Source organism: Ruegeria sp. C8, from assembly GCF_056537565.1.
The window spans coordinates 57292-70916 of sequence record NZ_JBQFRV010000012.1 but is presented as its reverse complement, the minus strand read 5'-3'; the positions used below and the strand labels follow the sequence as shown (position 1 = coordinate 70916).

Below are 13625 nucleotides of genomic sequence, written 5' to 3'. Positions count from 1 at the left end.
CACCAAAGGTCTAGCGCAGATTCCGAAAAATTTGTTTCGCTCTAATAGCTTAGTTCCCCTTAGTGCGACGCTGGATAAATACCTTGATGAAAATTCTGACAGGACTTCGCGCGTTCCTTCGACCGTTTGCCACAAAGAAACATGACCAACTTTACACCGCCGACCAAGGAAGTTGGCGACTTGCTGAGAGGTTCCGATAACAAGATTTTCCCAAAAGCGCCTCGGCACAAGACATTTTGCTTTCCGAGCCTGTGCATGGTTCACGACTTGGAAAATGAGGTAAAGGCCGATGTCTATACTAGTTTATCTCTAGGCCGTTGCTCTCGCCGTGACCGGCATCTACTGGGTTGGAACCCTGAGCCTAAATCACGTGCGATTTGGGAAATGGGTCTCAGGCGCGCTTAGTCGTTCTGAAAAAGAATGAACATCGGTGGTCAGCGAAACCCACGAAAAACGCAATTGCGCCCCATGGCGATACTCAGAGAAAACAAGATTCCAGATCGCGATAGAACGGCGCTCTGCCACTCGTGTATTGAAAAGAGCAGAGCGCCAATAAGACAGTTGATCAGTAAGGTGCCTCGACGTCGTTCATCGAGACGTAAACGGTTTTCATCTCGCTGAAATGATTGATGGCGAGTTTTGAGTTCTCGCGACCGACACCCGACATCTTGGACCCGCCGAACGGCGCCTCAACCGGGGCGAGGTTGTAGGTGTTGATGTAGCACGTCCCGGCCTCGAACCCGGCGACGATGCGATGGGCGCGGGTCAGATCGTTGGTGAAGACCCCAGCCGCAAGGCCGAATTCGGTGTCATTGGCGCGGGACAGAACCTCTTCTTCCGTGTCGAAATCCAGTACGGACATGACCGGGCCAAAGATCTCTTCGAGGGCGATGGTCATGTCGTCGGTCACGTCCGCGAATACGGTGGGTTGCATGTAGAACCCTTCACCCTCGATGCGCGCGCCGCCATAAACCAGCCGCGCGCCTTCGGCCGTGCCCTTTTCCACGTAGCCCAGCACGATGTTCATCTGATTTTCGCTGACCATGGGGCCAAAGTTGACCTCTTCATCCAGCGGATCGCCGATCTTGGCGGTTGCCAGACGTTCGGCCAAGCGGGTCAGAAACGCCTCTTTGATACCTTTTTGGACGAACACGCGTGTGCCGTTCGAACAGACCTGACCCGAAGAATAGAAATTGCCCAGAATTGCGCCTGAGACCGCGTTTTCGATATCGGCGTCGTCGAACACGATCATGGGGGATTTGCCGCCCAGTTCCATGGTCACATGCTTCATGCCATCGGCGGCCGCGGCATAGACCTTGCGGCCGGTCGGCACCGAGCCGGTCAAAGACACTTTGGCAACGCGCGCATCAGTCACCAGCGATGCACCCACATCGCCATAGCCCTGAATCACGTTGTAAATGCCCTTGGGTGCACCTGCCTCGATCAGGATCTCGGCCACTTTTAACGCAGAGAGCGGGGTCGTTTCAGACGGTTTGAACACCATCGTATTTCCGCAGGCCAACGCCGGCGCGCCCTTCCAACAAGCGATCTGGCTTGGGTAGTTCCACGCGCCGATCCCGACGCAAACGCCCAGCGCCTCGCGGATGGTGTAGACGAAGTCTCCACCGCCCAGAGGGATGTGTTCACCGGTCAGGGATGCGGCCAGCCCTCCGAAATACTCCAGCGCATCCGCGCCCGAGGTCGCATCGGCCGCCAGCGTCTCTTGCAGGGGTTTACCGGTGTCATGTGTTTCCAGAACCGACAGGTCGTAATTGCGGTTGCGCATGATGTCTGCGGCGCGGCGCAGAACACGGCCACGCTCGGTCCCGGACATGGCTGCCCATTCCGCTTGCGCCGCTTTTGCACTGTTCAAAGCCTGATCAACGATCTCGGGCGTGGCTGAATGCAGCCGGGCAATGACCTCACCCGTTGCAGGATAGATCACATCAATCGGCGCGCCGTTGGTGTCTTCGACATATGCGCCATTGATGAAATGGCTCGCCTTGGGCTGAAATTTCATGCCGGGTTCCTTTTCCGAAGCAATTTCCCAAGCGTGTATCTTTTGTTGATTGGTCAGTCAATAAAACTGAATCACGGCAAACGCCCGCTGATGTGAATCGCCGTGCCCTTGAAAAAAAGAGTTAGTGTTCTATTTATGTTCCACATAGTCAGAGGAACATTCCGATGTCTTACCACGCCCGAAATCAGGCCCTAAACGGCCCTTCGAACGACTACCACCTGCTGCCGGTCACAGATCGGCAGATGCGCTATGCCCGCGCCATCGCCGAGCAGACCGCACTGGAAATCCCGGTTGAGGCGCAACGTGACCGGAAGTCCATGTCTGCTTGGATCTCGGCTCACAAGCCCGAGGATCCATCGCCCTTTGCCAACTACCCGACCGGCAAGCAGGTCGCCTTTGCTGAACGGATATCGCGCAGCAAACGTCGCCCGATCCCGTCCGAGTGCTTTCGCGACAAACAGTTGATGTCGCTTTGGATCGACCAGAATAAATAGAGCCAAGATCGTTTTGCGTTTGATTTGAACCGCAATGCGCTGCCTCTCCCTGCGGTCGAACGCGCATTTCGATGGCTTTGCTTTAGGTAAAACGCAAAACGATTTAATGCGCGTGGTTTCGCGAATAAAGTGACACAGCAGCCGCTACGAACATGCCCAAAAGGATATACCCTGTGACGGCCTCGGACACGGCCAAGCCGCGGCACAGGCCTGTTGGGCTCATGTCGCCATACCCGACTGTGGTGAAGGTGACATAGGAGAAATACAGGATATCAGCAGGGCCTTCCGCCCCGAGAACGCAATTGTCGTTGTAGCCAAAGGCACCGTAAACGGCCGCAAACAGGAACGGCACGACCTGAATGAAAGAAACACCCATCAGGAACAACAACCTGCGCGGCGACTTCACCTGGGTCATGTAGTACCACGACTGCGACACCAGCCAAATCAGCAACGCGACCGAGGCAATGGTGCCGATCGTGTCCCCAGCGGTGGTCTCACTCAACCGCGACAGGCCGAACCATGCCAGGAAACTGGCCAGCACCAACCCGGCAGCGGCCAGGAAGGTCGATTTCCATTCCGCCAGAGTTGTCGGTTTGCGGGTCATTGAATCTCCATCACAGCAATCCGGCGATAATCATCGGGATTCCCCTCCGACCTGCAAGCGGAATTCAGACGCTGCCCAGATGCTCATCGCCGCGCGCGCGGGCCAGAAGGATCTGTTTCTGACGTTCGCGGAAACGCATCTTGTCGGCCTCCGACGTCTCATCCACGCAGAGATGGCAGGACACGCCATGTTCATATTCCGGGCGCTTCACATCTTCGGGCAGGATCGGGCGGCGGCATCCGTGGCACAGGTTGTGCGGCCCCTCGACCAGACCGTGGCCAACCGACACACGATTGTCGAAGACAAAACACTCGCCCTTCCAAGTGCTGTCCTCGGCGGGCATTTCTTCGAGATAGCGCAGGATGCCACCTTTGAGGTGATAGACATCCTCGACCCCCTGCCCCAGCAGGAAATTGGTGGATTTCTCGCAGCGGATACCACCGGTGCAGAACATCGCAACGCGCTTATTGTGGAATCGGTCCTTGTTCTGTTCCCACCAGTCGGGAAATTCGCGGAAGCTGGCGGTTTCAGGGTCTATAGCGCCCTCAAACGTGCCAATCGCCACTTCATAGTCGTTGCGCGTGTCGATCACGACCACATCGTCCGAGCGGATCAGGTCATTCCATTCCTCGGGTTCGACGTAGTTGCCAACGCGGGCACGCGGATCGACATCCAGCTGGCCCATGGTCACGATCTCTTTCTTCAGACGCACCTTCATCTTGCCAAAAGGCGGATGGTCGGAGGTGGCCTCTTTCCACTCCAGATCGGAGCAGCCCGGCAAGGCCTTGATATGCGCCAGAACGGCGTCAATCCCGAAGCGGGGGCCAGCAATCGTGCCATTGATCCCCTCTTGCGCCAGCAACAGGGTCCCTTTGACCGAATGCGCTCGGCACAGGTCCAGCAGCGGCGCGCGCAGGGCGGCGTGATCAGCGAAACGGGTGAAATGATAGAGGGCAGCGATCGTGTACATGCGCGCGGTCTAAACCTGACAGCGCAGAGTCGCAAGGGATCGGATTGACGCTTCCTGCACTGCACCGTACCGATAGACCAAAGGAGAGATTGCCATGACCCATGCCCTGCTTGTCATCGACGTCCAGAACGATTTCTGCCCCGGCGGCGCGCTGGCCGTGGCCGGAGGGGACGAGATCGTTGCCCCGATCAACGCCATGATGGACAAGTTCGATGCCGTCATCCTGACGCAGGACTGGCACCCGGCGGGGCATTCTTCATTCGCCAGTTCGCATCCGGGAAAGGCCTCCTTTGATATGACCCAGATGCCCTATGGCCCACAGGTTCTGTGGCCCGACCATTGCGTGCAAGGCACCGATGGCGCGGGTTTTCACCCGAATTTGCGCACGGATGGCGACCTGATCATCCGCAAAGGGTTCCGAAGCGCCATCGACAGCTATTCGGCGTTTTTCGAAAATGACCAAGCGACGCCAACCGGGCTGAAAGGGTATCTGGACACGCGCGGCTTTTCGAAACTGACCCTCGTGGGGCTCGCGACCGATTTCTGTGTACACTATTCTGCAGTTGATGCCGCGAAGCTGGGCTTTGACGTCACCGTCGTGCAAAGCGCCTGCCGTGCAATTGACATGGATGGTTCACTGGCTGCGGCGCAACAGGCTATGCAGGCCGCCGGGGTTACTCTGGCCGACTAAGGCGCTGCACCCGTTTCTGCGAGATACTTAAACACCGCGAACAGAATCACCGCAACTCCAAGACCAACACCAATCCGCCCCTTTGCCGTCCTGCGTTTGGGCATGTCAGGCCGTGGCACCGGAGGGCGCTGAACGGGAATAACCCGGACAAGCCCATCAACTGCCTCGGCGCGGCGAATGTGGCCGAGGAAGTGCCGCAGATCGAACTCACCACAATATTCGCCCCGCACACCGCGGGTTTTGATGTTGTCGAACAGGGTGCGCAGTATCCGGGTTCGGTCGGGCAGGTCTTCGGTTGGAAACTTGTCCGGTATGATGCCACTGACATGCGAGTCGAGTTCAAACCCCGCATCCTGGAACATCATACGAATCCCTGGGGAAGCCCCTCGCAACGCGTCAGAGGTCTTCACATCTCTGAACCGCGCACAGACCTGAGCCGGAACATCCCCTTCCGCCGGTCTTACAACCATATCAAAATCGTACAGCAAACTCATTAACAACCATCAGTTTTGTCTTTCCATCCCACCCCATCACTAATTGGTGAAAACACCGGACATTAAGCCCGCATTGTGACGTCAAACGGGCATTGTCACCGAATCAGCGACTCTTGCCATTCGCCGTGCTGATTGATCTAACAACGGAAATTGCAGGAGTTCCCCATGGTCGACATCGCGACCCGTGTCTACAATCACAAATGGAAGATCGACCCGATTGTGCGGTCTTTGATCGACACGGATTTCTACAAACTGCTGATGTGCCAGTCAGTGTTTCGCAACAAGCCCCAAACAGATGTCGCATTTTCCCTGATCAACCGCTCGAATCTCGTGCCACTAGCCCGTTTAATTGACGAAGGTGAACTGCGGGAACAGCTGGATCACATCCGTTCGCTCAGCCTCAGCCGGGGGGAAAGCACCTGGCTGCGGGGCAATATGTTCTACGGCAAACGGCAGATGTTCCGCTCTGATTTCATGGAGTGGTTCGAGAATATGCGCCTGCCGCCCTACCATCTGGAGCGTAAAGGCGACCAATACGAACTGACCTTCGAGGGCAAATGGCATGAGGTCATGCTGTGGGAAATCCCGGCGCTCGCGGTGCTGATGGAGCTACGCTCGCGCGCGGTGCTGAACCACATGCGTCGGTTCGAACTTCAGGTGCTCTATGCCCGTGCGATGACGCGTGTGTGGGAAAAGATCGAACAGCTGGGTTCCATAGACGGGCTTGGGATCGCGGATTTTGGCACGCGGCGGCGGCATTCCTTCCTTTGGCAAGATTGGTGCGTTCAGGCCATGATCGAGGGGCTGGGCAAATCCTTCACCGGCACCTCGAACTGCCTGATCGCGATGCGGCGCGAGGTTGAGGCCATCGGCACCAACGCGCATGAACTGCCCATGGTCTATTCCGCCCTCGCCGATACGGATGAGGCGCTGGCGCAGGCCCCCTATGACGTCCTCAGCGACTGGCATGACGAACATGAGGGCAATCTGCGCATCATATTGCCTGACACCTATGGCACCAAAGGGTTTCTGGATCACGCCCCGGACTGGCTGGCCGGATGGACAGGCATCCGCATCGACAGCGGCGATCCCGCAGCAGGTGCCGAGGTCGCGATCGACTGGTGGACGTCACGTGGCGAGGATCCTAAGCAGAAGCGGATCATCTTTTCGGACGGGCTGGACGTCGACAAGATCAAGGAGCTGCACAGCCAGTTCGCAGGGCGCACCAATATCTCCTTCGGCTGGGGCACATTGCTGACCAACGATTTCCGCGGACTTGTGCCGGATGACGCGTTGGCGCCGTTCTCGCTGGTGTGCAAGGCGGTGTCTGCCAATGGGCGCCCGACGGTCAAACTGTCGGACAACCCGGAAAAGGCCATGGGACCTGCCGAGGAAATCGAGCGCTACAAGCGGGTGTTCGGCGTTGGTGCGCAGAAACCGATCGAGGTGATCGTTTAGATCGCTTTGCGTTTTAACCGAGAGAAAGCCATCGAAATGCGCGTTCGACCGCAGGGAGACGCAGCGCATTTCGATTCAAATTAAACGCAAACGCTCTAGCCGTGCAGGGCGGCCACCGTCTTGAGTTGCGAAAAGCCATAGAGAGCCTCGAACCCTTTTTCGCGACCGTGGCCGGATTTCCCGACCCCTCCGAACGGTAGCTCTACGCCTCCGCCTGCGCCGTAGTTGTTGATGAACACCTGCCCCGAACGCAGGCGCTTAGCCAATCGCATCTGCCGCGCCCCGTCACGCGTCCAGATGCTGGCGACCAATCCATAGTCGGTGCTATTGGCTATGGTTAGAGCCTGTTCTTCGGTCTCAAACGGGATCAAGACCTGCACTGGGCCAAAGATCTCTTCCCGGGCCAGAGCGTGATCTGCTGGCACATCGGCGAAGAGGGTCGGGCGCACATAGGCCCCCGCTTCTGGTGCCTCCGGAACGATCTGCCCCTGGCCTGCAATCGCCAAATCCGCGCCTTTGGACAAAAACCCGGAAACAATTGCCTTCTGCCGATCCGAGATCAGCGGCCCTACTCGCAGGTCGTCTAACGCAGGCCCGACGGTCAGTTGCGCGTAGGCCTCGGCCATCTGCTCCTTGACCCGCTCATACAAACCGCGCTGCACTAGAATGCGCGACGATGCCGAACAGGTTTGCCCCGCGTTCTGAATGCCCGCATTGACCAGAAACGGCAGGGCCGCCTCCAGATCGGCGTCTTCGAACACCAATTGCGGGGACTTCCCGCCCAGTTCCAGTGTCACGGGAACGACATTGCGCCCTGCCGCCTGCTGCACCAAAGCGCCCGTCGCGACCGACCCGGTGAACGAGATATGATCGACCCCCGGATGCCCGGACAGCGCCGCGCCAGCCTCGGCCCCCAAACCGGGGACGACATTCAGCGCCCCGGTGGGTAAACCGGCCTCAACCGCCAGATGGGCGAAGGCGAGGGCGGTCAGGCAGGCCTCTTCTGCGGGTTTCAGAACGCATGCATTGCCCATGGCCAGCGCCGCCCCGACCGAGCGCCCAATGATCTGCATCGGGTAATTCCACGGCACGATATGTCCCGTGACCCCATGCGGCTCGCGCAGGGTGTAGACGGTGTATCCGTCTAGATAGGGGATAGTCTCACCCATCACCTTATCCGCCGCACCTCCGTAGAATTCGCAATACCGCGCGAAAGCGATGGCATCGGCGCGGGCCTGGGTCAGCGGTTTGCCCACGTCCATCGCCTCAAGCCGGGCCAGTTCGTCCACCCGGTTCAGAACCAATTGCCCAAGTCTGCTCAGGATGCGCCCCCTCTCAAACGCGGGCATCCGGCCCCAGTCTCCATCCAACGCAAATCGCGCGGCAGCAACGGCCACGTCGATATCGGCCTGCTGACCACGTGCGATCTGGCAGAGTTCCGACCCGTCCGAAGGGTTCACAAGCGGCAAGTATTCCCCTGCTTCCGGTCTTTGCCATTCCCCGCCGATCAGGCATTGGCTGGGGTCGAACCAAATCGGGTTAGTCATTGGGAACTCCTGTATTTAGGCTCTAACATAGAGAATAACATGCGATTTTGCGGCCGATCTCGGGCAATTGCGGCGCGGCAGAGATCAGCTTGCGGGTATAGGGGTGACCGGGATTGGCAAAGACATCCTCAGTCTCGCCTTGTTCGACGATTTTCCCGGCCTGCATCACCATTACCCGATCCGTGATCGTACGCACGACGCTCAGATCGTGGCTGATGAACAGGTAGGTCAGATCATAGGCCGCGCACAGTTCCGCCAGAAGATCGAGGATCTGCGCCCTGACCGACACGTCGAGGGCCGAGACTGCCTCATCAAAAAGGATCAGTTCTGGGCGGATGATCAACGCGCGGGCAATGGCGATCCGTTGGCGCTGCCCGCCCGAGAATTCGTGGATGTATTTCCCGGCATCATCCGGGCTGAGGCCGACAGCGCGAAGCATCTCGGCGATCCTGTCCTGACGCTCGGACCCGGTCGGAGGGGTTTCCAGCAGGTGAAACGGCTCCGTGATCAACCGCGCGACGCGGTGGCGCGGATTGAAGCTGCCATAGGGGTCTTGAAACACGACCTGCATCTTGCGGCGCACGTCGAGATTTGGCTTGTGGCCCGAGAAAACGGGTACGCCATCTAGCTGGATTTCGCCGGATTGAACCTCCTCAAGGCCAAGAATAGCCCGCGTTAGGGTCGATTTTCCACATCCTGACTCTCCGACCAGACCCAGACGCTCTCCGCGGTTGAGGGTAAAGCTGACCGTGTCCACCGCCCGCATATGAGCGGGCTTTGAGAACAGGCCCGTGCGCGGCAGGCGGTAGTCACGGACCACGTCTGTGACCTCAAGCAAGGGCGTTTCCTCCTCAGTCTCGGGTAAAACAACCTGATGGTTCGAGGCGTCAAACAGCATCCGCGTATAGGGGTGCTGCATGTTCTTAAGCAGATGGTCGGTTGCGCCGCTCTCGACCACTTCGCCCCGGCGCATGACCACGATCTGATCCGCCATATCGGCCACCACGGCCAGATCATGGGTGATCATCAGAAGCCCCATGTCGTATTCGCGCACCAGCCCTTTCAGCAGGTCCAGAATCTGGGCCTGAGTGGTCACGTCCAGGGCTGTCGTGGGCTCATCCGCAATCAGCAGTTTGGGCCTGAGTGCGATCGCCATCGCTATGACCACGCGCTGACGCTGACCGCCCGACAGCTCATGCGGGTAGCGGGACAGAGGGAAACGGTTAGGAGGCAGGCCAACACGGCTGAGAACCTCTTGCGCGCGGGCCTCAGCTTGCGCGCGGGGCATCGCTTTGTGGATCAGGATGGTCTCCATAACCTGATCACCGATGGTTTTGACCGGGTTCAGAGCGGTCATCGGTTCCTGAAACACCATTCCGATCGACGCGCCGCGAAGGGCGCACATTTCAGTCTCAGGCAGGTTTAGAATCTCTTGCCCGTCCAGATGTATCGACCCGTCGGTGCTCGCGCCGTCTGGCATCAGTTGCATGATGGCCAGCGCAGTCATGGACTTGCCCGAGCCGCTCTCTCCCGTGACCGCCACGATCTGACCGGGCGCAATTGACAGACTGACTTGCTTCAGAATCTCAGCTTCATGAATGGCCAGAGACAGGTTTTCGATCCGCAACAAACTCATGCCCGCGCCACCCGAATGCGGGGGTCCAGCCAGTCGCGCAGACCGTCACCCAGCAAGTTCAGACCCAACACCGTCACAATGATTGCCAGACCCGGAATTAGAGCCAAATGCGGGGCAAAACTGACCATCGTCTGCGCATCGGCCAGCATCCGGCCCCAGCTTGGCGTGGGTGGTTGCGCGCCGAGACCGACATAGGACAAGCCCGCCTCGGCTAGGATTCCAAGGCTGAACTGGATGGTTCCCTGAACGATCAGCAGGTTTGCGACATTGGGCAGGATATGCTCCGCCGAGATCCGTGCAGCTCCCTTGCCCGAGACACGGGCGGCGAGGATGAACTCACGCTCCCACAAGGACAGCGCCGCCCCTCGCGTGATGCGGGCGAAGACGGGGATGTTGAAGATACCGATGGCGATGATCGCATTGATCGCTCCGGCACCAAAAACGGCTGTGATCAGGATGGCAATGACCAGAGAGGGGAAGGCAAAGACCAGATCATTACCGCGCATGATGACTTCATCCAGCCAAGATCCCTTGCGTGCGGCCGCTGTCAGGCCCAAGGGCACGCCCAACGCCATACCGATCCCCACCGCCACCAACGCAACGGCGATGGACGTGCGCGCGCCGACCATGATCATCGAGAACATGTCGCGCCCGAAGTGATCGGTGCCGAACCAATGCTGCGCGTTGGGTGGCTGCAGTTTCGCGGGAATGTCCAGCGCGGCGTGGTCATAAGGCGTCCAGACAAACGAGATCAGCGCCGCCAGCAGAACCAGAGACGACAGCACTGCGCCAAGGATCAGGTTTCGGCTCATGTCCGGCTCCTCAGCCGTGGGTCAACGGCGGCATAGGCCAGATCGACCAGAAAGTTCACGGTGATGACGGCGAAGACCAGAAGCATCACCACGGATTCCACGACGATCAGATCACGGGCCGAGATCGCCTGAAACACCAAACGCCCGAGGCCGGGCAGATAGAAGACCTGCTCGATGATGATCGACCCAGCCAGCAGGAACGAAAACTGTAGCCCGATGATCGTCAGCACCGGGATCAGTGCATTGCGCACTCCGTGTCTCCACAGCGCCTGACGACGGGAAAGCCCCTTGGCTCGGGCGGTGCGCATGAAATCCTCGCCAAGTATGTCGAGCAGCGACGACCGCATCACCCGCGCCAGAATAGCCGCTTGTGGCAGTGCCAAAGCGATGGCAGGCAGGGTCAGAGAATGCATCCCGGTCCAGAACCCCTTGTCCCAACCGGCGAACCCTCCGGCGTTGAACCAGCGGAGGTTGATGGCGAAGATCAGCACCAGCATCATCGCGAACCAGAAGTTCGGCACGGCAATGCCCAGTTGCGTGGCCCCCATGACCGTCAGATCGCCCGGTTTCCCGCGCCGGGCGGCGGCGTAGATTCCCGCTGGAAAGGCAATCAGGGTGGACAGGGTCAGCGCATAGAGCGCCAGCGGTAAGGACACCCACAGCCGATCCGCGATCATCTGCGACACCGGCGTGCGATAGGTGTAGGAGGTACCAAAATCGCCGACCAGCATGCCACCAATCCAATTAAAGTACCGATCAAGTTTGGACATATCCAACCCCAACTCGGCCCTCAGAGCGGCCAGCGTATCGGGCTGCGCGTTGACGCCCAGCATGAATGAGGCTGGATCCCCCGGTGCGATCTCGATCACGGCGAAGATCACCACCGAGGCAACCGCCAGGCTGATCACTAGCGAAATCAGACGTTTGAGGGCATAGCGAAGCATCAGCGCCACGTTAGGCCGGGCCGCGCTTTGGGTCCAGCACCAGTTCCATTGTCGAGAATCAGTGCGGGCCCTATCCTGAGACCATTGTTTGAAAGGAAATTGATGATGAGAATACCTGTACTTGCGGCTTTGTTTTTAGCCGCAGCGGGCGCGGCGCCCGCTCAGCAACTGGATGTGGATTTCGTGATCACCGAAGACGGGCAAGCCGCAGGATGCGCGGCCAGTATCGTCTCGGGTCTGGATCCAAACGGTGATGGCTTTCTGGCTGTGCGCACGGGACCGGGGTCAAACTATTTCCAGGTCGACCAACTGCGCAACGGCGACACAGTCCGCACCTGTGCACAACAAGGGGAGTGGATCGGCGTCTACTATGGCCAGCCCCGTCGCAAGGGCTGGGTTCATAGCAATTGGCTGATTGATGGGGCGGGTTAGCCCCGAAGGTTACTCGGCCCAGCTGATCGCGGTCAGATCAATGGCGGCTGTTGGCGCATTCTGCCACAGCCCCTGAACGCCTGCTTTGGCCACGCCGAGCTTGGCCAATTGGAACAGGTAGCCGTTGACATAGTCGCTGGAGATCAGCCGCTGTGCCTCACCCATCAGGCGGGTGCGCTCATCCGGGTCGGTTGTGGTGTTCAGCAGATCCATCAGCGCCTGGAAATCCGAGCTTTCATACTGGAAATAGTAATCGGGCCGGGCGTAGATGCCGATATCCATCGGCTCGGTATGGCTGACGATAGTCAGACCGAAATCCTTGCCCTTGAAGACCGATTCCAACCACTGCGCCCATTCGACATTGATGATCTCGGCCTTGATCCCGACCTCGGCCAATTGAGCGGCGATGATCTCTCCACCTCGGCGCGCATAGGACGGGGGCGGCAAATGCAGGGTGGTTTCGAACCCGTCTGCCAAGCCGGCCTCGGCCAGCAGGGATTTAGCTTTTTCCGGGTCATAGGCAGATTGCCCGGTCAGATCGACATAGGCCGGGTGATGCGGCGCGAAATGGGTGCCAATGGGGGTGCCATAGCCGAACATGGCTCCGTCAATGATCGCCTGACGGTCAATCGCGTGGGCCAGTGCCTGCCGAACGAGGATATCGTCAAAGGGCTCCTGCTTGTTGTTCGTAGACAGGATCGTCTCCCCCTCGGTGGAGCCGACAAGCACCTGAAAGCGTGGATCGGCCTCGAACTGAGGCAGGTTCTCGGGCGCGGGGAAATTGTCGAACACATCCACATCCTCGGCCATCATGGCTGCAAAAGCGGCGGTCGGATCCGAGATGAACTTGAACGTAGCCGCCTCTAACGCGGGCTGATCGCCCCAATAATCGGGATTGCGGTTCAGCGTGATGCTGTCGCCCTGCACCCATTCGCCAAAGGTGAACGCCCCGGTTCCGACCGGGTTGGTCTTGATGTCGTCGATGCTGTCTGAGGCCACAATCACGGCGTCGCCCCAGGCCATGTTGAACAGGAAATTCCCGTTCGGCTCGGACAGGGTCACTTTGACGGTCAGGGGCTCCACCGCCTCGACACTTTCGATGCCAGAAAACAGCGCCTTCTGCGCATTCGCACTGTCCTCGGCCATGGCGCGATCCAGGCTGAACTTGACGTCCTCGGCATCCATCGTGGTGCCATCATGGAAGGTCACGCCATCGCGCAGCTTGAAGGTATAGACCGTGCCGTCATCTGAGATTTCCCAGCTTTCCGCCAGCCCCGGCACGACCGAGCCGTCGCCCATGAACCGGGTCAGACCTTCGAAAATATTGGTGTAAACAACCGAATCAATGGCCTGCGCTGCGGCACTGGTCGGGTCCAGATGCGGCGGCTCCAGCTGCATGGCAATGGTGATGTCGGATTTCGCCAATGCCTGCGTCGCCAGCACACTGGCGCTGAGCGCCAAGACCGATCCGAAGGTTCGAAACATCTGCTTTGTCATGAAAATCTCTCCCCGTTGATGTCAAC

General features: G+C 58.9%; 13 protein-coding genes. 4 read left to right on the top strand and 9 right to left on the bottom strand.

Annotated elements, in window-relative coordinates; translation table 11 throughout:
• Positions 1–565: 565 nt before the first annotated feature.
• Positions 566–2020 carry a betaine-aldehyde dehydrogenase gene (gene betB, locus ACR0KL_RS15855; RefSeq protein WP_170679473.1) on the bottom strand — a complete coding sequence of 485 codons (1455 nt, stop codon included), beginning with the start codon at positions 2018–2020 and terminating at the stop codon, positions 566–568.
• 164 nt (positions 2021–2184) lie between these two features.
• Here betB and ACR0KL_RS15850 point away from each other — a divergent pair, with 164 nt between their 5' ends.
• Positions 2185–2514, top strand: coding sequence for a hypothetical protein (locus ACR0KL_RS15850; protein ID WP_170679475.1), 330 nt, complete (start codon positions 2185–2187; stop codon positions 2512–2514).
• Between the two features lie 103 nt (positions 2515–2617).
• On the opposite strand, the gene ACR0KL_RS15845 is transcribed toward ACR0KL_RS15850, so the two are convergent.
• Positions 2618–3118 (bottom strand): potassium channel family protein, encoded by a 501-nt coding sequence (locus ACR0KL_RS15845; protein WP_170379453.1) that lies wholly within the window; start codon positions 3116–3118, stop codon positions 2618–2620.
• A gap of 64 nt (positions 3119–3182) precedes the next feature.
• Positions 3183–4088, bottom strand: a complete 906-nt coding sequence (gene trhO, locus ACR0KL_RS15840) for an oxygen-dependent tRNA uridine(34) hydroxylase TrhO (protein ID WP_480777253.1) — start codon at positions 4086–4088, stop codon at positions 3183–3185.
• Between the two features lie 94 nt (positions 4089–4182).
• Between trhO and pncA the strand changes: the two genes are divergently transcribed.
• A complete protein-coding gene (gene pncA / locus ACR0KL_RS15835; RefSeq protein WP_480777252.1) occupies positions 4183–4779 on the top strand; it encodes a bifunctional nicotinamidase/pyrazinamidase in 597 nt (198 codons plus the stop codon).
• Here pncA and ACR0KL_RS15830 read toward each other — a convergent pair.
• Positions 4776–5141, bottom strand: a complete 366-nt coding sequence (locus ACR0KL_RS15830) for a hypothetical protein (RefSeq protein WP_480777251.1) — start codon at positions 5139–5141, stop codon at positions 4776–4778. The genes pncA and ACR0KL_RS15830 overlap by 4 nt on opposite strands.
• A gap of 297 nt (positions 5142–5438) precedes the next feature.
• Here ACR0KL_RS15830 and pncB point away from each other — a divergent pair, with 297 nt between their 5' ends.
• Complete coding sequence (gene pncB, locus ACR0KL_RS15825; RefSeq protein WP_480777250.1) at positions 5439–6731, top strand: nicotinate phosphoribosyltransferase; 1293 nt, start codon at positions 5439–5441, stop codon at positions 6729–6731.
• A gap of 95 nt (positions 6732–6826) precedes the next feature.
• Here the strand turns inward: pncB and ACR0KL_RS15820 are convergent, their stop codons facing one another.
• The 4 genes from ACR0KL_RS15820 to ACR0KL_RS15805 are packed head-to-tail and all read right to left on the bottom strand — an operon-like array spanning position 6827 to position 11670.
• Complete coding sequence (locus ACR0KL_RS15820) at positions 6827–8278, bottom strand: aldehyde dehydrogenase family protein (RefSeq protein ID WP_170679484.1); 1452 nt, start codon at positions 8276–8278, stop codon at positions 6827–6829.
• A 22-nt stretch (positions 8279–8300) separates the two neighbouring features.
• On the bottom strand, positions 8301–9914 hold the full coding sequence (locus ACR0KL_RS15815) for a dipeptide ABC transporter ATP-binding protein (protein WP_170679486.1): 1614 nt from the start codon (positions 9912–9914) through the stop codon (positions 8301–8303).
• Complete coding sequence (locus tag ACR0KL_RS15810) at positions 9911–10726, bottom strand: ABC transporter permease (protein WP_170640558.1); 816 nt, start codon at positions 10724–10726, stop codon at positions 9911–9913. Before ACR0KL_RS15810 ends, ACR0KL_RS15815 begins: the two co-directional genes overlap by 4 nt.
• Positions 10723–11670: an ABC transporter permease gene (locus tag ACR0KL_RS15805; protein WP_170679490.1), complete on the bottom strand. Its 948-nt coding sequence runs from the start codon at positions 11668–11670 to the stop codon at positions 10723–10725. The genes ACR0KL_RS15810 and ACR0KL_RS15805 overlap by 4 nt, the downstream gene beginning before the upstream one ends.
• A gap of 105 nt (positions 11671–11775) precedes the next feature.
• Between ACR0KL_RS15805 and ACR0KL_RS15800 the strand changes: the two genes are divergently transcribed.
• Positions 11776–12102, top strand: a complete 327-nt coding sequence (locus ACR0KL_RS15800) for an SH3 domain-containing protein (protein WP_170379470.1) — start codon at positions 11776–11778, stop codon at positions 12100–12102.
• Between the two features lie 9 nt (positions 12103–12111).
• Here the strand turns inward: ACR0KL_RS15800 and ACR0KL_RS15795 are convergent, their stop codons facing one another.
• The gene (locus tag ACR0KL_RS15795; RefSeq protein ID WP_170679492.1) at positions 12112–13599 is read right to left on the bottom strand and encodes an ABC transporter substrate-binding protein; all 1488 of its coding nucleotides are present in this window, start codon (positions 13597–13599) and stop codon (positions 12112–12114) included.
• Between the last annotated feature and the right edge of the window lie 26 nt (positions 13600–13625).

Excerpts from the sequence above, each read along its gene's own strand:
- betB (WP_170679473.1), bottom strand. The coding sequence starts at position 2,020 with ATGAAATTTCAGCCCAAGGCGAGCCATTTCATCAATGGCGCATATGTC.
- ACR0KL_RS15850 (WP_170679475.1), top strand. The coding sequence starts at position 2,185 with ATGTCTTACCACGCCCGAAATCAGGCCCTAAACGGCCCTTCGAACGAC.
- ACR0KL_RS15845 (WP_170379453.1), bottom strand. The coding sequence starts at position 3,118 with ATGACCCGCAAACCGACAACTCTGGCGGAATGGAAATCGACCTTCCTG.
- trhO (WP_480777253.1), bottom strand. The coding sequence starts at position 4,088 with ATGTACACGATCGCTGCCCTCTATCATTTCACCCGTTTCGCTGATCAC.
- pncA (WP_480777252.1), top strand. The coding sequence starts at position 4,183 with ATGACCCATGCCCTGCTTGTCATCGACGTCCAGAACGATTTCTGCCCC.
- ACR0KL_RS15830 (WP_480777251.1), bottom strand. The coding sequence starts at position 5,141 with ATGTTCCAGGATGCGGGGTTTGAACTCGACTCGCATGTCAGTGGCATC.
- pncB (WP_480777250.1), top strand. The coding sequence starts at position 5,439 with ATGGTCGACATCGCGACCCGTGTCTACAATCACAAATGGAAGATCGAC.
- ACR0KL_RS15820 (WP_170679484.1), bottom strand. The coding sequence starts at position 8,278 with ATGACTAACCCGATTTGGTTCGACCCCAGCCAATGCCTGATCGGCGGG.
- ACR0KL_RS15815 (WP_170679486.1), bottom strand. The coding sequence starts at position 9,914 with ATGAGTTTGTTGCGGATCGAAAACCTGTCTCTGGCCATTCATGAAGCT.
- ACR0KL_RS15810 (WP_170640558.1), bottom strand. The coding sequence starts at position 10,726 with ATGAGCCGAAACCTGATCCTTGGCGCAGTGCTGTCGTCTCTGGTTCTG.
- ACR0KL_RS15805 (WP_170679490.1), bottom strand. The coding sequence starts at position 11,670 with ATGCTTCGCTATGCCCTCAAACGTCTGATTTCGCTAGTGATCAGCCTG.
- ACR0KL_RS15800 (WP_170379470.1), top strand. The coding sequence starts at position 11,776 with ATGAGAATACCTGTACTTGCGGCTTTGTTTTTAGCCGCAGCGGGCGCG.
- ACR0KL_RS15795 (WP_170679492.1), bottom strand. The coding sequence starts at position 13,599 with ATGACAAAGCAGATGTTTCGAACCTTCGGATCGGTCTTGGCGCTCAGC.